Consider the following 19,332-nt stretch of genomic DNA (forward strand, 5'->3'; position numbering starts at 1 on the left):
CTATTTTTTTAAAAATTTATTTATTGCTTTACATTTTTTTGAGTAAAAACAAAGCGCTCAGGTTTATTTTTTCACAAAAATACATAAGACAATAAAGCACTTCATTTGCCGATTTCAAGAGCGTTGTCTTCTAAAAAAGTGAGGGTTTTCTTAAGCGTCTACATATAAAGACGTTAGCCATGAATACACATGGCTAATATCTTTTGAGGGATATAATGGTGTTGACGATAAAAATACACAGTGAAAGGATAGGTTATTCTTCACCTTTGTTCTTCGCATTTTCACGTTCGCTTGCAATTTTTGCTGATAAGGTTTTTACCAAGTCAGTTAACTCATCTGGAGCAATAACATCTCTCTCTTCAGGTGGATAGCTGGTTGCCAATTGGAAGTCCTTAATAAGTTCATTTGCAACTGTACCAGCATACTTATCCTTGGCTCCGGCTAAACGTTCAATATTCATCATCTGATTACGTGTTTCGTTAATAGGTAGCAATGACTCAGAAAATGCGGCCTTATCGCTAACTAAAATTGGAGGATCCCCTGGGCGTTCTCGCAAAGGACTAAATATCGTTAATGCCCCTTCAACTTCTTCTTCAATTAAATCCTCAACAGGCTCTGGCTCATTATGACCATGGAACGCAATTAAAGCAGAAACACCACGTTCTATAGGCTCTTCTATAGGGGATTCACGTAATAACTTGGAAATAAGGGTAATTTCTTCGCTTTCTGCTGTTTTATTAATTGATAAATCGCCACTTTCCAAAATTGTCTGAAATGAGGCCAATTGCTTTTGTAACCTCATTAAATAATCGTCTGGCGGAGCTTCTACTTTTAAAAATTGATTTAACTTTAATTTCTTAACAGGTTTAGGATTCGCATAAAACATACGAGCACGAACGATTTTTGACTTGAAGAAGATATGAGCTTCACCTTCAGTTTGTTCTTTTAGATCCAATAGGTCAACACGAGCTCTCTTTTCAAACGAAGAACTTTTACTGTCCATGTACGTATTGGCAATACTGGTGTCTTTAGCTTGAAATGAATCCACTTTAGTTACATAAGCCTCACCTGCTGTTTTGGTGAAGAAATCCCAAGTTTCTGTAGGATCTTCCAATTTCATACATATTTTAATGTTTGTGTTTGCACCGATAGATGCAGCTTCTTCTTTAGATGCTTTCTGGAATGCAGGTAAATCTTGCCCTGCAAAAATTGCGGAGAATCCAAGAGAGCGCGCTTGCGCAGGAACCACTGCAAAGCCTTGAACTGCATAATACCCATACTCATCAAGGATACACATATAAGGTGTCGGTGCATTGGTTGGCTTTCTCAAGATTACATCTCGATAATCCCCTTCAACATCCTCCCCCAAACCTGCTGCCATCATTGCTTTTAATGAAGAAACAATAATTTTGCCAAGGTTAGATAACTCATCAGGAGATTTTTCTAAAGCAGGTAACAGTACGACCAAAATCCTTCGATTCAATACCACATCCTTAAAATCTACCTCAGCGAGATTGGTACGAACAATATGTCCATAAGTATCGGCCAAGGATGAAAATGCTCTTACCAGCTGCATAGTAATAAAACCGTGTTGTTCCAAAACTTGTGATACTTGCTTTCCTTTTTTCTCTTTGTTGTAACCAGGCAAGGTGCCTAAGTAGTTACGTAAAGGGTCTGTAACCAATTTTGGAATCTGCTCAATGTTCACACTTTCTTGATTATCACGCGGGAAGATTTTATCAACAACAATAGTTTCTAATCGGGTTAAATCAAAATAGTTACGGATGGTATCTGCATCCAAAAGTATTGCTCCCTCATCACGCATATAAACTAGAAGGCGCATTAAGGCTTCTACGAAAGCGATAGCACGGCCCTTCCACATGTCACCGTCTCCGCCTCCTTTTGAATCACCCATCAAACTCACTACAAGCTGGGTTAACATACTGGAAGAACCTTGAGAGAAGGGATTAAATGTATTAGACAGCCTTCTTTCTTGAGGACCAATAATATCTCGCGCACCAGTCATAAAGTTAATCAGAAGCAAATCGTCTTCACGCCCCATGCTCCTGACCATGGAAAAAACCTTAGCATAGAGTGAGTTATCACCTTTACCATCTACATAAATAAAACCACTACCTTGTACTAAAGCATTAAAAGCAAGGGAAACCAAACATTCTGTTTTACCGCTACCGGTTGAGCCAAAGATTAACGCATGGGTACGCATATCATCATTAGCAAACCATAGTTCGTGCCCTGTTTTACGATCATTACCAAAAAAAGCGATTCCACGAGCCATATTAGGCTTGTTAACGCCTGGCTTCATATCGTTGTAATCTTTTACTCGCGAAATAAGAGGAAGACGGAAAGGTAATTTTTGCTTCCGAGTATAACTGTAAAGAAAACTTCCAGCACCTACAAGCATCAAGAACGTTGCAGCCTCGGAGAAATAATAGGACATTGCCGATAAGGTAAACAGTATAATCGAAATATTCGTTGGATCAGCGAAGAAATCAGCCAACCTCTGTGTCAAAGTCCGCGTATCCCTAAGTAAGAGGGTAGGATCTAACTCATGACGTGAATCAATACCGCGCATCATGGCTCTAACTCCTGCATTTGTCGGGGTGTTAACTTAACTTCTTTTATAGCAATTTCTAAAGCTTTAATCGCCTCATCTATCATAGGCACCAAAGAACGCCGACCCATTTCTTTCTCTGCTTTCCAATGAGCGAACGGGCCTGCAACTTCTGAAAATGGTGTTTGTCTACCAACACAATTGAGCATATACCATAAACGCCTATCAACGGGTCTTAACCATAAAAATTCAGAGCTCGGAACAACCCCATCATCCCGGGCTTTTTCAAGTAATGAAGCCATTACACTTAAAGTATAGGCATGTTTTGTAACAACTTCCTGGATAATTTCTGTGTTTTTATATTTTTCTATTGTGGGCCTGGCTACACTATAATCGGGTTTTCCTGCAACATAAGATCGGTCTAACGTCGCTAAAATATTGTTGGCCGCATCCCTATCTCGATTAATACGAGCAATAAATACAGCCGCTAATGCATAAGCTTGTGGTGAACAATGCTCAAAACCATCCCAATATGGGCCTAATTGTAGAGTAAAAACGCGTTTTGCATCTCCTCTTCGTATTCCGGCTGTCATCTCTTGTCCAGGTACCGGATCGTCTAATAACATATCTTCTTTTTTTAATAAATTGTATTTGCGCGCAAATTCCATCGGCGTGAGAGCCATTGCCCAAGGACCTTGATTTATATCTTGATCTACTAAATCTTCTTTAACTATAGGCATAATTGCAGGCCAGTTAAATTGCTCCTGTTCACGTAATTTTTTCATATCATAAACTTTACGGAATTTTAGGGTGATATTTGACTGATACAAAAGAACTGCCAGAACAAGGAGGACAAGAACCACGGGATAGCGCATGAAATCGCCCACAGCACGTGTTGTCTCTACCAGCTGATCCCAATTTACTGCATTGGGATCTATTGTTTGCATGATTTGAATTAAACTCGCTAGTTGCTCATTATGAACAAAAAAATTAACAAGTTTTGCTTGCCAGATGTTAATTTGAAAAACAAACATTACAATATACTGATGTCCCATTTTCCAAATAAGAAACACAGTAATAAATAATAGTACCATCACCCATATTGGGCCCATGCCACTATCTTGACCTTGTTGTTGCGGTTGTTGTGCCATTGGCGATTACTTCAAAATAGTTCGTTTCTTTTAAGTATATACTGCTCTAGGATATTTTTGCGAGAGATTCGCAAGCAATACTTTCATGGCAACAAAGAAATATGTAAAAACAGAATCACTGTTCTTTGATCAAACGCCCACGTGAATATTTATAATGGCCGCTTAGATGAACAAAACGGGTAATATTATCAACATTTAAAGCCCTATCTTTTAACGTAAGTAAAGGACTACCTAATTTGTCCATCAGGGTTTTATCAGCAGAAAGATGAATAATATCCGTTTCATTTATGTAAATAGCAACATAACCCTCATTCTGTTTGTTTTCTTTTGATTTGATTAAAGCTTGTACTTGCTCTTCGTTTGCATAGATAGGACGAGAAATCATTTGTCGAGGCAAATTGGCGATTATCCTTTCCCAAGACTGAAGATTGGATCCATCTGAAGAATATAAAGAAACAAAAACCTCTTGCTGACCGCTTCTTAAAGCAAGACGATTGGCTAAATGTGCATCTGCTTGAATTTGTGCCTGACTGCGCTCATTAATTTTTTTAGCAAAATTATCACGAATTCCGATTAAACGATTGCCAATTGACCTTAGAAAATTTGATTTATCCCAAGGTCCATTTTGAATTGCATAATCCAATGCTTTAAGTATTGCATCGTTATGCTCTTTAGTGAAAGTATTTTTTTCCATAAATCCAGAGTTAATTTTAAGAATAAAACGTTCTGCAAAAAATCAGTGCAGTATTATGGAGTATAACAGTAATTTCGATTATATAAAAAAGATTAAACCCACAAAGAGAGCAAAATCTCTTTGTGGGGTGTTGCAAAAAAATGATTAAATTTTCCTAGATGATCCTAAACTCAGCGCCCTGAACCCATTCCAAAGCGACTCTCTTCACCATGCTCATTTTCTTGAGTGGTTATTTCTTGAGATTGCTGCTTAACTGCTTGAAGTTGTTCCTTAGCACTAGGAGTTTGTTGCTTCGCTTCTTGAGTTTGTAGCACCTCTTGCGGCAACGCAGCAGGGCCTTGGTCATGTACCTTAAGTACAACATCTATGAGCGCCTTTGCCTCAGTAAAAGCAGATACATCACCACCTCTTTGATTTATCGCTGACTCCATTTTTTCAATAGGGCCTGTGCATTCAGTAGTAAGCTTGCTCTTTAAATCTTGCCCACCTTGCTCGTGCTTAAAAAATCCCATAACATTACCCCTAAACCATAAAATCTTTAATTACCCTAAGTCTATCAAAATCAATTATAAATGCATCCAAAATTACCATTACTTACGATTTCTTTACAATATATTTTAATAAAACACATTTAGTCATACATCAACTCATCCAACGGGGTATAATCGCGACTTGGCCCACCTTGAATTAGCTCATTTAATACATCAGTCATACACAACAACCGTAAAACATTAGGTGTTACTTCATCAAAAACGACTCGGAGTCCTAACAAGGCTCCTTCTGCCTCATCAAATGTAGCTCCTAAGCCATACCCAAGACATAAAGAACACAATTGATCGGCTCGTTTCGCAATTGCTGGTAACAAACCTGTATCGGCAAAAACCTCCTCATAACTCACAAATCTATCATTAAGATAAAATTTTGCATTTAAACTTGCGGCTATAACTGACATGCATTTACTAATATCACGTTCCATACTATCGCCACCACGGTTTTGAAGACTTAATCGGCCCTGCTAAAGTACTCCTTATCCACCTTAAAAATACCGGGACTGTAAAACCGTAATGTTCAATGATGCCAAAAAAAACTGCAGAGATTAAAACCAGTATTCCTGTCCAAATCCTAATATGCATTAGAAATAAAAAAATAGGGAACGCGGCTCGAGCATCAACTATAAAAAAACGAGCGCTTCGAGCGGAATCCCGCCAATGTGCAGTTTCAGCAAATCCTGCCATATTTAAGCCTCAAAAAAATAATACTCTTTCTAAAAAGTATATACCTAAATGTGGGCTTTAGCATCGTTGTTTTTAGTAAAATTAATAATATTTTTTACAACTATTTGTTCTTTTAATAAACATTATGCTTATGATTTAACACTCGAAACATAGCCCTCTTCAGCAGGAAGAGGGCTTAATGATTACGGATGATTGCTTATTTTTAATACGGATGACCACAAAATTATTTTTTATCCATCGGAGAATATCCTTTTGAAAAGGATGGCCCTAAAATGTTATTTAGGACTTTTTTCATTTCTAACTCCTCAGATGGCTTTGCCGAGGGTACTAACTGAGGTACAGTAAATTCTTGTTCAACCTCCTCTGTTTCCTGCGAGACTTCCTTAAGACGGGAATTACTTTGTCCAGCAGCCAGTTTTCCTAACATTTTAGAAGTACTGTATTGACTCATCTGAACTCCTCTTATCACACCTATAATACTAAGTTAGCATAAACAACTTAAGAAATTATTAACACAATTATTTTTTTTATAAAAAATACTATTGAGTAGTGAGACTATTTTACGTTATGTTAAAACTGCCTATAAGAAAATAGGTTCAATTATCATTTATGGATGAATGCAATTGCTCACCTGACAGAAAGAGTCAGAGCGATTGAGAAACGATAGAGTCTAGGTTCCATGAGGCTCTGGAAAAGGAGGAAATATGGCTAAAGGTGAAGTGAAATGGTTTAATAACGCCAAAGGTTGGGGGTTTATTATTCCAGAAAATGGTGGTGATGATATTTTTGTTCATTTCTCATCGATTCATGGTACTGGTTATAAAACATTAGTTCCCGGACAAATAGTCAATTATGATGTAGAACACGGTGACAAAGGTCTACACGCAGCTAATGTAATTGTGCTCAATGAAAATGCTGAGGTTGAAACGGCTTAATGCAATTAACGCAGTATCATCGTGGTGCTGCGTCCATAAGCCATAGCAGAATAAATTTTGAACAAATACTGAATTAAAAACCGTCTTCATGTATGATGGCCTTATTCTATTTAAGGTCAGTAAATTGCTGATGAAGCGTGGTTTATTACTTATAAATCTTGGTACCCCTAACAATACAGATACTTCATCTGTCAGGAGCTATTTGCGCGAATTTCTTACCGATAAGCGAGTCATCGATCTCCCTGCCTTGCTTCGCTATATATTGGTCTATATGTTTATTTTGCCTTTCCGCTCAAAACGTTCTGCCCGTGCTTACCAATCCATATGGACTGAACAGGGTTCCCCTTTACTTTTACATAGCCAGAATTTAGTGAACGAGGTGCAAAAAAAAGTGGGATCAGAACACGTAATTGCTCTTGGCATGCGTTATGGGAACCCTTCTATCGCCCATGCTTTAAATCAGTTAAAGCATTGCGAATCCATCACTATCCTGCCGTTATATCCGCAATATTCCTCAGCGGCTAATGGATCATCCATTGCTGAAGCCATGCGTATTCTCAGCTCTTGGGATCTTGTCCCATCAATCAAAATCATAAGTGATTTTTTTCAACATCCAGCGTACCTTAAAGCACAAGCTCAAACCATTAAAACTTATCTTCAAGAGCAAACACATGTTCTCTTTAGTTATCACGGAATTCCTGAGCGCCAAATTACAAAAGGAAGTTGCAAATCAATTTGTGCTGAATCTTGTCCTGCTTTAACTGATAACATTCAGAAATGTTATAGAGCCCAATGCCATCAGAGTAGTCGTTTATTAGCAAGCGAACTGGGCTTATCTACGAGTAATTACAGCACAGCGTTTCAATCAAGATTGGGTAAAACACCATGGATAAGGCCTTATACTGATCACATTCTTGCTGAATTGATTGCTAAAGGGATTAAAAAATTAGTTATTGTTTGTCCTTCTTTTGTTGCTGACTGTTTGGAAACACTGGAAGAAATAGGCATACGCCTTAAAAAACAATGGATAACTCTTGGTGGTGAAGAATTAACTATCGTTCCCAGTATGAATAGTGATCCTTTATGGATAAAAGCCATAATCGCAATGGCGCAAATGCAATCCGATTCTCAATTTAGGAGTATTTCGTGAATCTGCAATTAATCACCGCCAAAATTCGCAATACCCTATGTTCCAAATATAAAATTATTGGATTATCGAGCATACTTTTTACTGTCTTAGGCATATATTATTTATTTTATTATCACGCAAAAACTTCTCCTCCCCCAGCTCCTAAAATAGTCGAAACAGTAACTGTAACACCGACTACAATTGAAAAAACAATAAGGCTCATAGGAACCATCCGCCCCAAACATGCAACTGTCCTTGTTGCCAAAGGGTCTGGTATGCTTGACACACTCATCAGTTCAGGACAAACAGTCAAAAAAGGGGATTTAATTGCTAAAATAATTAATCCAGATATTGAACGAAGCTACCAACTCTCTAAAGAAACAGAACAACTGGAAAACACTCAATACCAACGTTTTAAAAATTTACAAAAACCAGGATTTGTGAGTGCAAGAGAGGTTGAAGAGAAAAAAAGAATCTGGATCGACTCACAAAAAGAAAAAGCAAGAACCAAAATCGAACTCAAAAACATGCGTTTTTATGCACCATTTGACGGCGTAATTGGAGCATTTAAAATTAAGGAAGGAGCACAAGTCACCGAAGGTGCGCCTGTAGTGACCATTTATGATCCTAACTCATTAATCGTTGAAATTGATGTTCCTTGTACTAATAATCACTCAATTAAAGAAAACCAACCAATTTATATATTGAACAAACTTTATCATTTAAATCATGTACAAAAAATGATAGATGATGAAACACATATGTGCCCTGCGGACGTCGATATTCAATGCACTCACTGCCTAGTTGGTGCTAGCGTATCCAGTCTGCTCGTAGTGAATAAAAAAACAGGAGCATTAGTCATTCCAACACAAGCCTTATTTCTCAAACAAGGCAAAACACATGTTTATAAGGTAGTTAATAAAAAAATAGAACTTGTTGCTGTCAAAACAGGGATACAAGAAAAAGATAAGGTAGAAATTATTTCAGGATTAAAATCCGGGGAACAAATAGTAAGTAAGAGCCCGGAGCGGTTATATCCAGGACTGGAAGTATCAATTTATAAAGGTTAGCTAGCCTGTTATGAAATTTACAAGCTATTTTTTAAAACATCCAGTGATTGCAATTATTCTTAATAGCATGATCCTGCTCTTGGGAATATTATGTTCTCATTCATTATCCCTGAGAGAATATCCCAATATCAGTTTTCCGGTCATTACAGTGAATACTTCGTACCCTAATGCCAGTCCTGAATTGGTTGAGTCTGTGGTCACTAATGTGCTTGAGGATCAACTTGCTGGCGTAGAAGGATTGGAGTTAATGACTTCACGTTCTAATCCAGAAAATTCATACATTACTTTACGCTTTCGCCCAGGGGCTTCAATGGACAAAGCACTAAATGCCACCCATGAGGCTGCACGCTTGGCACAAGCACAACTTCCACCAACAGTAAAAGCACCGATAATCGAGCGCCAGCGACAAGCAGACGGCTTACCTTTTATAGGTATTGCTCTGGAGTCCTCTTCTTTAAATTTCGGCGAATTGACCCATTATGCCAATTTGAATCTAAAAAATGTTTTCCGAAGTCTTAAAGGAGTCGCCTCAGTTGATGTGTGGGGACAACCCTTTACTTATTCCATTAAATTAGATCAAAAGAAATTATATGCATTTGGAATTAATGTCGATGAGGTAGCCAATGCAATTGCCAATAACCGCTTATCTTTACCTGCTGGTAATTATCAAAACAAAATCCCTACTACACTCGATTTTGAATTAAAAACTTCTGAAAACTATGAAAATCTGATTATCAAAACCCAAAACCATTATCCTGTCTTTCTTAAGTCTTTAGCTCGAATTCAATTAACTACAGACAATAATCAATTCCGAGTGAAGGTCAATGGTCATTCAGGTTTGGTGCTGGCTATTAACCGTGCGAATGACGCAAATCCCATCGAAGTATCCCAAAGTGTGCGCAAGGAGTTGGATGCTTTAAAAAAAGGTTTGCCCGATGACATTAAAACTAAAATCATTATTGATCAATCCGAATTCATTAAAGCATCTCTTAAAAACATCCAATCTTCTATTCTTGAATCTATCTTCTTAGTCTTAGTCATTATTTTTATCTTTTTGCGGAATATACGCGCCACAATAATTCCCTTAATTGCAATTCCGATTTCACTTTTAGGTTCTTTATTATTTTTGAAAATTGCGGGCTTTACTATAAATCAAATGACTCTTCTAGCTATGGTATTGGCCGTTGGTTTGGTTGTAGATGACGCCATTATTGTTCTTGAGAATATATGGCGTCATATTGAAGATGATTTATCCCCCATGGATGCAGCACTTAAAGGATCAAAGCAAATAAGTTTTGCCATCGTTGCCATGACTTTAACTTTAACTAGCGTTTATGCACCTATCGCTTTAATTGATGGCATGATTGGTCAATTATTTATCGAATTTGCAGTTGCGCTGGCAGGCAGTGTATTCATTTCAGGAATAGTTGCTCTGACGCTCTCTCCTTTGATGTGTGCAACATTCCTCCATAAAAATACAAAACATTTATGGCCCGCCATAGATAGATTCCTAAGTAAACTAGCCCAGTATTACTATAAGTTGCTGAGTATCATTATTTATCGAAAAAAAACCACGCTTCTTATACTCCTCCTATCACTTAGCCTGAGTTTGCTCTTTTATAAAGTGATACCAGGTGAAACAGCACCAAAAGAAGATCGCGGTTTAGTAGGAATCTATACTCCGCCTGTATCTGGAGATAACTTAGATACGCTGGAAGCCAATACAAAACGCATCCAACAGTCCATAGGTAAAGTCCCCGAAGCAAAAAATACGTTAACCTTTTTAGGAAATTGGGGTAGTAGCATCGTCATGCCTTTAGAAGCTCATAAACAAAGAAATCGTTCTGCAGAGCAAATTGTCAATTCATTAAAACCTAAAACAGAGCAATTACCTTCAGTCGATGCCTCAGTCTGGAGCTGGGATTCTGGATTACCTGGAGTAGAGGATGCTCGCAATAATTCAGAATTGGAGCTTGTCATTTCCACCACTGAAAATTTCCGACAGTTATTTGATGCAACAGAGTATTTAAAAAAAATACTGGATCAAAGCAAAGCATTCGCCTCTACGCGCTATGACTTACGTCTTGACTCCATGGGATACTCTGTAAATATAGATAAAAATGCCTTAGCTCAGCTCGGATTAACTCCCGCACAATTGGCTAAAACAATTGAGGTTTTTTTCAGCGGTGATAAATCCATGTCTTTTCAAAAAGATGGCGTATCTTATAACCTAACTTTAGAGGGCTCTTCTAAGCCCTGGACTTTAAATGAGCTTTATCTTACAACCCCCTCTGGAAAGCATGTTTCTTTAGGCGCAGTGGCTCAAATGAAAAGACGTGCACAACCGACTGCATTGGAACATGTTAATCAAATGCGCGCTACAACTTTATATGCCCAATTACCTGAACAGCAATCCTTTAAGAAAGGAATGAATCAACTCTTGAAACTGGCAAAAGAAAATCTTCCCAACCAATACAAATTGAGTTGGGCAGGCGCTGCCAAAGCATATAATGAATCATCGCACACCATGGTTTTGTTATTCGCTTTAGCGATACTTTTTATTTACGCCATTCTTGCAGCACAATTTGAGAATTTTGTTTACCCGTTCATTATTCTGTTCACTGTGCCCTTAGCTTGTTTTGGCGCTTTGCTTTTTGCTTACTTATTTGGCCAATCCCTAAATATTTTTACCCAAATTGGTCTGGTCACTTTAGTAGGATTAATCAGTAAGCATGGCATTTTGATTGTAGAATTTGCCAACCAATTACAAAAAGAAGGCTTTAGCTTAGCAGAGGCGATAAAAAAATCGTGCTCATTAAGGTTACGTCCTATTCTCATGACTACTGGTGCCATGGTTTTTGGTGCTATCCCCTTGGTGCTCTCACATGATGCTGGAGCGGAAGCCAGGCATGCTATAGGTACCGTGCTTATTGGGGGTTTATGCATAGGTACCTTGTTTACTTTATTTGTACTTCCTGCCGTTTACTTCATGATCTCAAAAATAATAAAAAAAACTGGGAAGAAATAAGAAAATGGGGACAATCATTATGACATATGGTCAGATCGATTATACCATGTCAAAATTAAAACTCATCGATCCGAGATTCGGGCATTTGACCATGCATTTACTTTTTGATTTTGATGGAACGCTAGTAGATAGTTATGATTGCGTCATTGAAGCAACGAATTTATTAGCGGAACAATTTAAGTATAGGAAGATAAAAGAACATGAAATCGAACATCTGCGCAATCTTTCTTCAAGAGAGTTAATCAATTTTTTAGGGGTGTCCTTTTACAAAATACCTTCACTAATTCGACAAATTAGACATCTTTTACACGATCAAATGGCAAATATGAAACCAGTTGCCCACATTGTCGCAATATTAGAGATTTTTTATAAGGCTGGATGTCCTTTAGGTATTTTAACCTCCAATTCGATTGATAATGTTCTTATATGGCTAGAGATGCATCAAATTCATCATTTTTTTAGTTTTATCCATGACGAATCGAATTGTTTTTCTAAACGACATTTACTGAAAAAGACGCTAAAGAAATACAAAATTGATAAAAGCAAAGTTTTTTACATAGGTGACGAAACTCGAGATATTGAAGCTGCAAAAAGAAATAATATCCAGTCAATTGCTGTTACTTGGGGCTATAACTCAGAGAAAGTTCTATTGCACCAGCCAACTTATCTGGCGAAACACCCTGAAGATCTATTAACTATCTGCTTGCACAGCCAAGATCTAGCCCCTTAAGTGACCTTTACAAATTTACATCTGGTTTTCACTTTGTTATTGAAGCAGACTAACGCCCCTGATTTTTAAAATTATATTAGAAAAAGATCAGTGAAACTCCAGATTCCATCTCGCTACATCCATCCTAATAAGTACTCCTTGAATTTTCCTATACTCTGCTGAGCTAATTTAAGGTACTATAAAAGTTTGTCTTTTAATAGGGAGATTACTTTGAAAAGGATATGTTTTTTAATGATTTTTTTTGTTTCTCAAGCAATAAGCTCTGTATTTAGTCTAGAAGATGTCCAAAAACTGAGACAGCATTTTTTTGCAAATATTCAATCGAATGGTGCAATAGTTGCCGCGCCCTCCAAACAAAATCCAGATTATTATTATGATTGGATCCGCGACTCTGCGATTGCCATGGGTCTGATTGAAACATGGTATGAATCATCTCAGGCATTTGGATATAAAGAACGTTTATTTAACTATGTTTCCTGGACCCAAAAGCTTCAACACCAGCAGGATCCATCACCAGGTCAAGATATCCTGGGAGAGCCTAAATTTTATATTGATGGCTATCCTTTTGAAGGTCCTTGGGGAAGACCGCAAAATGACGGTCCAGCCTTAAGAGCCTCGGTTCTAATTCGTTTTGCCCAGCAATTATTAGATAATAATGAAACAGAGTATGTTCAAACTAATTTGTATAATAACAATCTGGATCCGCACTCAATGGGCGTAATTAAAATGGATTTAGAGTACACTGCGCATCATTGGTCTGATAAAAATTATGATCTTTGGGAAGAGGTTTTTGGACATCATTTTTTTACCGCTATGGCACAGCAGAAAGCGCTCTTTGAAGGTGCGGCTCTTGCTCGCCGTCTCAACGATAATGAAGCTGCAGTTTATTATGAACAGCAAGCAAGGTTAATCAATACACGTCTGAATCAGCATTTAGATCCAGATCATAAGACAATCCAAGCAACGCTTTTACCCCATCCTGGCCCCCAAAAAACTTTAGAACTTGATTCCTCAGTAATTTTGGGTATTTTATTGAATCCGCAAAAGAATGGGGATTTGTCTCCTGGTAGTGCCTATGTCCAAAACACAGTAAAAGCCTTATATGCTCAGTTTGATTCAATGTTCCCAATCAATAATAAACATTCGGGGGAAATTTTGTTTGGCCGCTATCCTGGAGACACTTATGATGGATACCAGACCAACAGTATAGGTAACCCTTGGTTTATTTTAACTGCTACTATGGCTGAATATCACTATACCCTCGCTAATAATTTACCGTTAATAAATCAAAGCGAAATCGCCAAAAATATTCAAGCTGGGGATAATTACTTAAAACTTGTAAAAAAATATGCTCCGGATATGAAATTAAGCGAACAAATTAATTTAAATACTGGAATACAACAAGGAGCACCTTCGCTTACTTGGAGTTATGTAGCTGTTTTACGTGCTATTGAGCTAAGAGATAAACTAACAAGTAAATTGAAACATTCCTCACTAGAAATTGATAACTAAACGTTCCTCTAGGGTGTGTGATTTCAGGAGTCCACTGACAAGCCCATAGAGGACTCGCGAATTTCCCCACTTCCTACGTACTACGCTTTATGCGCGGTATCCAGAACGATGCTTTGATTGCACTATTTGATTCTATTACAAGGCAAGAGCTACTGGATACCGCGTATAAAACGCGGTACGTAGGGAGATTTATCTTAGGTAGAAGCCAAATAGGATGATTCTTTTTTACTAAGGTCTTCAGTAGCAGGTATCTCTTCACGCCCTAATAAACGTAACGATTTACCAGACATAATGTAATTCTCTATTTGTTCCAGACTGATGCCCTTTGTCTCCGGCATATAAAAGTAGGTATACATGAGTCCTAAAAGGCAAATCACTGCATATAAAGCAAATGTATATTCAATACCCATCATTTTCTCCAAAAGCGGGAAACTAAAAATGACTACGGTATTAAAAGTCCAGTTACTCATTGCAGAGAACCCCATTCCGGCGCCACGCACATGCAGAGGAAATATTTCTGCCATTGCAATATGCGGTATTGGCCCTACACTCACTGCAAAAGAAAAAATATAAAGAATTAAACACGCAACTGACAAAAAAGGAAGCCAAACAACTTGATATAATGAGAACACGCATAAAGCCAGCAAACTGAACAACATACCAGAAAAACCATACAGCAATAGGTTACGGCGCCCTACTTTATCAACACTAAGTATCGCGATGACAGTTACCAATAAATTAACCACACCAATGCCAATCGTTGCCAATATTTGTCCTGTAATACTGTTCATCCCTAAATTTTTAAAAATTTCAGGTGCAAAGTAGATAATTACATTAATTCCACTTAATTGTTGTAAACAAAATAACATAGTACCCAGCATCAAAACTGCCAATAAAGGGCTCTTGAATAACAATAGCCAACTTCCCTTTTTAGGTTCATTTGCCAAGGTCATTTCGATATCCGTCAACTCATGTTGGATTGAATGACTTTTACGGAGTTTTTTTAAAGCTTTAGATGCTGCATCACGACGCCCTACGCTGCATAACCATCTGGGTGATTCTGGCATGAGTAAAATTCCAATACTTAAAACCAGGGCTGGAATGGCGCTTGAAGCAAACATGGCACGCCAATCATTATTCTCAAGAAACAAGTAATTGACTGAATAAGCACAGACGATTCCTACAGTCATTGCCAATTGATAAATGGCAACCACAGCTCCTCTTGTTTTATAAGTTGCTGTTTCAGCCAAATATAAAGGCGCCATGACTGAAGCCATGCCAATTGCCAGACCAAGAACTAAGCGAGAGATAACGAGTACCGCAATAGAATCAGCGAACCCTGCTCCTAATGCACCAAAAAAGAACAATATTCCAGCAAAAGACAATAAAGTTCGGCGGCCGAAACGTTTGGCTCCCTTTGATGCCGTAACCGCACCAATCAGCATGGAACCAAACAGCGCACCAAAAGGCAAGGCTGATGCCATTACGCCAATATGTGTCGCTGTTAAATTAAAATGATTTTTGACCAATTCCAAAGAGCCGGCAATGATCCCCTCATCATAACCAAACAAAAAACCAGCAACCGACCCAATAATTGCAACAATCCATGTCATATTTTAACTCTCCTTGCTCAATAATTCGAAAATTCGACATAAAACGCATATTCCTGTGAGCTATCCATTGTATTTTTTAATTTTATATACTGTGCTTGGACTTCACTGTTTTCAGCGAATCACCTAATCCCATCCTTTTACACTTTGACGCACAGCAAAAGATAAATCAGTAATTAATGACCAATTCCCTTTTTTAGTTGCTTCCTCGGGCACAATCCAAGATCCTCCAACACACGAAACATTAGGAAGTGCCAAATAATCAGAAAAATTCATTTCATTAATACCACCAGTTGGACAAAATTTTGCTTGGGGAAAAGGTCCATGCATTGCACGCAACATATTGACTCCCCCTACAGCTGCTGCGGGGAAAAACTTAAAATGGGTATATCCCAAAATTAATCCTTCCATCAACTCAGAAACACTGGATATACCAGGAATTAAAGGAATGCGCGAAGTAACCCCAGCAGTTAGTAAAGCCTGGGTTTTCCCAGGACTTAGTGCAAATTTTGCACCGAGATCTGCAACCTGATTTAATTGTTCTGGCGTAGTTACAGTACCCACACCAATTAAAGCGTCAGGGAAGGTTTTTATCAGTAATTTAACCGCATCCAAAGCGATTGGTGTTCTCAGTGCAACTTCGATTACATGAATACCCCCTGCAAACAATGCAGTAGCCAAAGGTACAGCATGCTCTATTTCTTTAATTACCACTACCGGAATTATAGGTGATGTACTAAATACAATTTCCGGTTGCACCCTCCAATTTGGAAAAGACATAAACCTCTCCTTGTCGTCACTGTAGTCTGGATATAGTGTGACCCGATTAGCGCTCTAATAGCGGGGGATTCTTTATTTTTTATCTAGACCACGATTGCTTTAAATAAACTGCAGCCCCTAATATTCCTGGCTGCTCGGCAGTAATCACATAAGTTGGGATTTTTGCATTAAATGCTTTAAAACGACCTTTTTCTTCAAAACGCGATCTAAAATCACTACGCCCCAGCAATGAAATGAGTCGAGGCACAATACCACCAGCAATATAAATCCCGCCAAAAGCTGCAAAAATTAATGCCAAGTCCCCTGCATAAGAGCCTAGAATTGCAAAAAATTGCGCTACTGTCGCTTGGGCAATAGTACATTGTTGTGCTAAGGCCAAAGTAATAATTTCTGATGCAGGCGCATACACTTTTTCTTGCTGATGGAAAGCACCTAGTGCTTGATATAAATTTTCCAAACCATGGCCTGACAATAAGCGCTCATAGGATACATGCTCATATTTTTTTTTCAGATAACAATAAATAAACCACTCCTGCTCTGTTTTTGCACCCCAACTCATATGCCCGCCTTCCCCTGCTTGGACAAAATATCCTTCTTGATTTGATGCAAGGAATGCAACCCCCAGTCCTGTTCCTGCCCCCAATACTGCTTTTGCACCATTTTTATCTGCTATACCGCCTCCTATCTGGAGTAATTGTTGCTCTGACAAGACAGGCAAGCTCATGGCAATCGCACTAAAGTCATTTAAAACCTTAAGTTCTGTCAAATCTAATTTATGCTTTAATTCACTGGTTGAAAAGCGCCAATGGGCATTAGTCATACAAATAACATCATCAAGCACTGGGCACGCAATCGCCAAAGCGACCTGCTTTATTTCATCTAATTGGTGTTGTGCCTTATAAGCTAATAAAGCTGACTCCAGACTGTCGTATGCGGCACATGAATAAATTTCAATTTTATCCATTATCAAATTTTCTAAATTAACACGACTGAAACGTGCAAAAGTTCCACCAATATCAGCAACGATTGCATAAGATTTTAAAGCATCAAAAATCATAACAAGACTCTTTTCCCTGAAACAAACTACACGCTCCCTGCTCAGCCCCTGTAAACTGTGATCTTAAACTGGTAAACAGTTCTCGGCCCATCCCCCGATGAAATTCCACTTCATTTAAAACAGCGCTGCTTCTTAGCCCCAATTCATAATCAGAAACTAATAATTGCAATATACCCTGTTCCGCATCAATTAAAATCATGTCTCCGGTTTCAATACGAGATAACACTTCATTATCTATTGCCTCAGGTGTAACATGAATCGCCGCAGGAACCTTACCTGAAGCGCCGGACATGCGTCCATCCGTTACTAAAGCAACTTGGTAGCCTTTATCCATCAGCACCCCAAGCTTGGGTGTTAATTGATGTAATTCAGGCATTCCACAGGCTTTAGGCCCCTGAAAGCGAAGTACAACCACACAATCTTGCTCCAAAATACCTTTTTGAAACATCTGCTCAAATTCTTCTTGGCTGGAACAAACCACTGCCGGAGCCTTAATCTTACTTTTTCCCACAGCAAGACCTGAGGTCTTAATTACAGCACGCCCTATGTTTCCGCTTAATACTTGCAAGCCCCCTTGAGCCTTAAAGGGAGTTTTAGTTGAAGTTAATACGCTCTCATCATTTGAAACAGAGGGTCCAGAAATCCATAGTAATCGCTCATTATCCAATAAGGGTTGTTGCGTATATCGTTGCAAACCATAGCCTATCACTGTATGCACGTCTTCATGTACTAATTGAGCATCCAATAATGCGTGAATAAAATATGCCATCCCGCCAGCTCGTTGAAAATGATTGATGTCCGCATATCCATTAGGATAAATTTTGGCAATTAAGGGAGTTACTGCAGACAATTGAGCAAAATCATCCCAGTTGATCGAATAACCCGCCATGGCTGCTATCGCAATTAGGTGCATTGTATGATTGGTTGAACCACCTGATGCTAATAATGCAACGATGCCATTAACAATATTTTTAACATCCATAAGCTGGCCTATGGGTAAATAATCTTCACCCAAATCAGTTAAAGAAAGAATTTGTTGTGCCGCAGCCCAGGTTAATGCATCGCGCAACGGCGTGCCAGGATTGATAAACGAAGAGCCAGGAAGTTGTAATCCCATAGTTTCAATAATTAATTGATTGGAATTCGCCGTACCATAAAATGTACATGTTCCAGGAGAATGGTATGAGCCCGCTTCTGCCTCAAGCAAAGCGTTTTTATCTGCCTTTCCTACAGCATACAATTGGCGGATACGTGCTTTTTCCTGATTTGATATGCCCGATGGCATAGGGCCAGCAGGAATAAAAATAAATGGCAAATGCCCAAAGCTCAAAGCCGCCATCAATAAGCCGGGAACAATTTTATCGCAAATCCCCAGCATAAGGCCGCCATCAAACATATTATGCGACAAACCTATAGCCGCTGACATGGCAATTACATCACGACTTAACAAGCTTAACTCCATTCCTATTTGGCCCTGGGTAATGCCGTCACACATTGCGGGCACACCTCCTGCAAATTGTGCTACACCCCCAGCAGCAGAAATAGCTTCCTTGATTAAAGATGGATAATCCCCATAAGGTTGATGTGCTGAAAGCATGTCGTTATAGGCAGAAATAATAGCTATATTTGCTTTGCTCATACCGCTCAGATTTGCTTTATCCAACTTCGCACATGCAGCAAAGCCATGTGCTAAATTACCGCAGTGCAGAAGACTGCGCTGAGGGCCTTTCATACGCAATTTTTCTATATGTTTCAGGTACGAATCTCTGTTATGCGCGCTACGCTCACGGATACGATCTGTAACTTGAGCTACAACCGGATGCATTCTT

17 protein-coding genes are annotated in these 19,332 nt (G+C 38.6%); 6 read left to right on the forward strand and 11 right to left on the reverse strand.

Annotation, left to right across the window (positions count from 1 at the left end; translation table 11 throughout):
- Positions 1-253 precede the first annotated feature (253 nt).
- The 7 genes from DY223_RS13655 to DY223_RS13685 all read right to left on the reverse strand — a co-directional run bounded on the left by DY223_RS13655 (position 254) and on the right by DY223_RS13685 (position 6,103).
- Positions 254-2,596 (reverse strand): TraM recognition domain-containing protein, encoded by a 2,343-nt coding sequence (locus DY223_RS13655; protein ID WP_058458700.1) that lies wholly within the window; start codon positions 2,594-2,596, stop codon positions 254-256.
- Positions 2,593-3,723, reverse strand: coding sequence for a type IVB secretion system coupling complex protein DotM/IcmP (gene icmP / locus DY223_RS13660; protein WP_058458701.1), 1,131 nt, complete (start codon positions 3,721-3,723; stop codon positions 2,593-2,595). The genes DY223_RS13655 and icmP overlap by 4 nt, the downstream gene beginning before the upstream one ends.
- 115 nt (positions 3,724-3,838) lie before the next feature.
- Complete coding sequence (icmQ, locus tag DY223_RS13665) at positions 3,839-4,417, reverse strand: Dot/Icm secretion system protein IcmQ (protein WP_058458702.1); 579 nt, start codon at positions 4,415-4,417, stop codon at positions 3,839-3,841.
- A 170-nt stretch (positions 4,418-4,587) separates the two neighbouring features.
- Positions 4,588-4,929, reverse strand: coding sequence for a hypothetical protein (locus tag DY223_RS13670; protein WP_058458703.1), 342 nt, complete (start codon positions 4,927-4,929; stop codon positions 4,588-4,590).
- 119 nt (positions 4,930-5,048) lie between these two features.
- On the reverse strand, positions 5,049-5,393 hold the full coding sequence (locus DY223_RS13675; protein ID WP_019233476.1) for a type IV secretion IcmS family protein: 345 nt from the start codon (positions 5,391-5,393) through the stop codon (positions 5,049-5,051).
- A gap of 1 nt (position 5,394) precedes the next feature.
- Entirely contained in the window at positions 5,395-5,652 is a 258-nt protein-coding gene (icmT, locus tag DY223_RS19340; RefSeq protein ID WP_058458704.1) for an IcmT/TraK family protein, read from the reverse strand.
- A gap of 223 nt (positions 5,653-5,875) precedes the next feature.
- Positions 5,876-6,103 carry a hypothetical protein gene (locus tag DY223_RS13685; RefSeq protein ID WP_058458705.1) on the reverse strand — a complete coding sequence of 76 codons (228 nt, stop codon included), beginning with the start codon at positions 6,101-6,103 and terminating at the stop codon, positions 5,876-5,878.
- A 253-nt stretch (positions 6,104-6,356) separates the two neighbouring features.
- Here DY223_RS13685 and DY223_RS13690 point away from each other — a divergent pair, with 253 nt between their 5' ends.
- The 6 genes from DY223_RS13690 (at position 6,357) to DY223_RS13715 (ending at position 14,056) form a co-directional block, all read left to right on the forward strand.
- Positions 6,357-6,587, forward strand: coding sequence for a cold-shock protein (locus tag DY223_RS13690; RefSeq protein WP_058458706.1), 231 nt, complete (start codon positions 6,357-6,359; stop codon positions 6,585-6,587).
- A 130-nt stretch (positions 6,588-6,717) separates the two neighbouring features.
- On the forward strand, positions 6,718-7,737 hold the full coding sequence (gene hemH, locus DY223_RS13695) for a ferrochelatase (RefSeq protein WP_058458811.1): 1,020 nt from the start codon (positions 6,718-6,720) through the stop codon (positions 7,735-7,737).
- Positions 7,734-8,786: an efflux RND transporter periplasmic adaptor subunit gene (locus tag DY223_RS13700; protein ID WP_058458707.1), complete on the forward strand. Its 1,053-nt coding sequence runs from the start codon at positions 7,734-7,736 to the stop codon at positions 8,784-8,786. The genes hemH and DY223_RS13700 overlap by 4 nt, the downstream gene beginning before the upstream one ends.
- Positions 8,787-8,796: 10 nt before the next feature.
- Positions 8,797-11,814: an efflux RND transporter permease subunit gene (locus tag DY223_RS13705; RefSeq protein WP_058458708.1), complete on the forward strand. Its 3,018-nt coding sequence runs from the start codon at positions 8,797-8,799 to the stop codon at positions 11,812-11,814.
- A gap of 19 nt (positions 11,815-11,833) precedes the next feature.
- The gene (locus tag DY223_RS13710; protein WP_235810480.1) at positions 11,834-12,544 is read left to right on the forward strand and encodes an HAD hydrolase-like protein; all 711 of its coding nucleotides are present in this window, start codon (positions 11,834-11,836) and stop codon (positions 12,542-12,544) included.
- Positions 12,545-12,775: 231 nt separating this feature from the next.
- Complete coding sequence (locus DY223_RS13715) at positions 12,776-14,056, forward strand: glycoside hydrolase family 15 protein (RefSeq protein WP_058458709.1); 1,281 nt, start codon at positions 12,776-12,778, stop codon at positions 14,054-14,056.
- Between the two features lie 194 nt (positions 14,057-14,250).
- On the opposite strand, the gene DY223_RS13720 is transcribed toward DY223_RS13715, so the two are convergent.
- From DY223_RS13720 to edd, 4 genes are all read right to left on the reverse strand, one after another.
- Positions 14,251-15,669, reverse strand: coding sequence for a sugar porter family MFS transporter (locus DY223_RS13720; RefSeq protein WP_058458710.1), 1,419 nt, complete (start codon positions 15,667-15,669; stop codon positions 14,251-14,253).
- Positions 15,670-15,792: 123 nt separating this feature from the next.
- The gene (locus DY223_RS13725) at positions 15,793-16,446 is read right to left on the reverse strand and encodes a bifunctional 4-hydroxy-2-oxoglutarate aldolase/2-dehydro-3-deoxy-phosphogluconate aldolase (RefSeq protein ID WP_058458711.1); all 654 of its coding nucleotides are present in this window, start codon (positions 16,444-16,446) and stop codon (positions 15,793-15,795) included.
- Between the two features lie 79 nt (positions 16,447-16,525).
- On the reverse strand, positions 16,526-17,503 hold the full coding sequence (gene glk, locus DY223_RS13730; RefSeq protein ID WP_058458712.1) for a glucokinase: 978 nt from the start codon (positions 17,501-17,503) through the stop codon (positions 16,526-16,528).
- Positions 17,493-19,328: a phosphogluconate dehydratase gene (gene edd, locus DY223_RS13735; RefSeq protein WP_058458713.1), complete on the reverse strand. Its 1,836-nt coding sequence runs from the start codon at positions 19,326-19,328 to the stop codon at positions 17,493-17,495. The genes glk and edd overlap by 11 nt, the downstream gene beginning before the upstream one ends.
- Between the last annotated feature and the right edge of the window lie 4 nt (positions 19,329-19,332).

Origin of the sequence: Legionella bozemanae, from assembly GCF_900450575.1 — a bacterium.
Taxonomy (GTDB): domain Bacteria; phylum Pseudomonadota; class Gammaproteobacteria; order Legionellales; family Legionellaceae; genus Legionella; species Legionella bozemanae.

Excerpts from the sequence above, each read along its gene's own strand:
- icmQ (WP_058458702.1), bottom strand. The coding sequence starts at position 4,417 with ATGGAAAAAAATACTTTCACTAAAGAGCATAACGATGCAATACTTAAA.
- DY223_RS13685 (WP_058458705.1), bottom strand. The coding sequence starts at position 6,103 with ATGAGTCAATACAGTACTTCTAAAATGTTAGGAAAACTGGCTGCTGGA.
- DY223_RS13670 (WP_058458703.1), bottom strand. The coding sequence starts at position 4,929 with ATGGGATTTTTTAAGCACGAGCAAGGTGGGCAAGATTTAAAGAGCAAG.
- edd (WP_058458713.1), bottom strand. The coding sequence starts at position 19,328 with ATGCATCCGGTTGTAGCTCAAGTTACAGATCGTATCCGTGAGCGTAGC.
- DY223_RS13655 (WP_058458700.1), bottom strand. The coding sequence starts at position 2,596 with ATGATGCGCGGTATTGATTCACGTCATGAGTTAGATCCTACCCTCTTA.
- DY223_RS13725 (WP_058458711.1), bottom strand. The coding sequence starts at position 16,446 with ATGTCTTTTCCAAATTGGAGGGTGCAACCGGAAATTGTATTTAGTACA.
- DY223_RS13690 (WP_058458706.1), top strand. The coding sequence starts at position 6,357 with ATGGCTAAAGGTGAAGTGAAATGGTTTAATAACGCCAAAGGTTGGGGG.
- icmT (WP_058458704.1), bottom strand. The coding sequence starts at position 5,652 with ATGGCAGGATTTGCTGAAACTGCACATTGGCGGGATTCCGCTCGAAGC.
- hemH (WP_058458811.1), top strand. The coding sequence starts at position 6,718 with ATGAAGCGTGGTTTATTACTTATAAATCTTGGTACCCCTAACAATACA.
- DY223_RS13715 (WP_058458709.1), top strand. The coding sequence starts at position 12,776 with ATGATTTTTTTTGTTTCTCAAGCAATAAGCTCTGTATTTAGTCTAGAA.
- DY223_RS13675 (WP_019233476.1), bottom strand. The coding sequence starts at position 5,393 with ATGGAACGTGATATTAGTAAATGCATGTCAGTTATAGCCGCAAGTTTA.
- DY223_RS13720 (WP_058458710.1), bottom strand. The coding sequence starts at position 15,669 with ATGACATGGATTGTTGCAATTATTGGGTCGGTTGCTGGTTTTTTGTTT.
- DY223_RS13710 (WP_235810480.1), top strand. The coding sequence starts at position 11,834 with ATGACATATGGTCAGATCGATTATACCATGTCAAAATTAAAACTCATC.
- DY223_RS13705 (WP_058458708.1), top strand. The coding sequence starts at position 8,797 with ATGAAATTTACAAGCTATTTTTTAAAACATCCAGTGATTGCAATTATT.
- glk (WP_058458712.1), bottom strand. The coding sequence starts at position 17,503 with ATGATTTTTGATGCTTTAAAATCTTATGCAATCGTTGCTGATATTGGT.
- icmP (WP_058458701.1), bottom strand. The coding sequence starts at position 3,723 with ATGGCACAACAACCGCAACAACAAGGTCAAGATAGTGGCATGGGCCCA.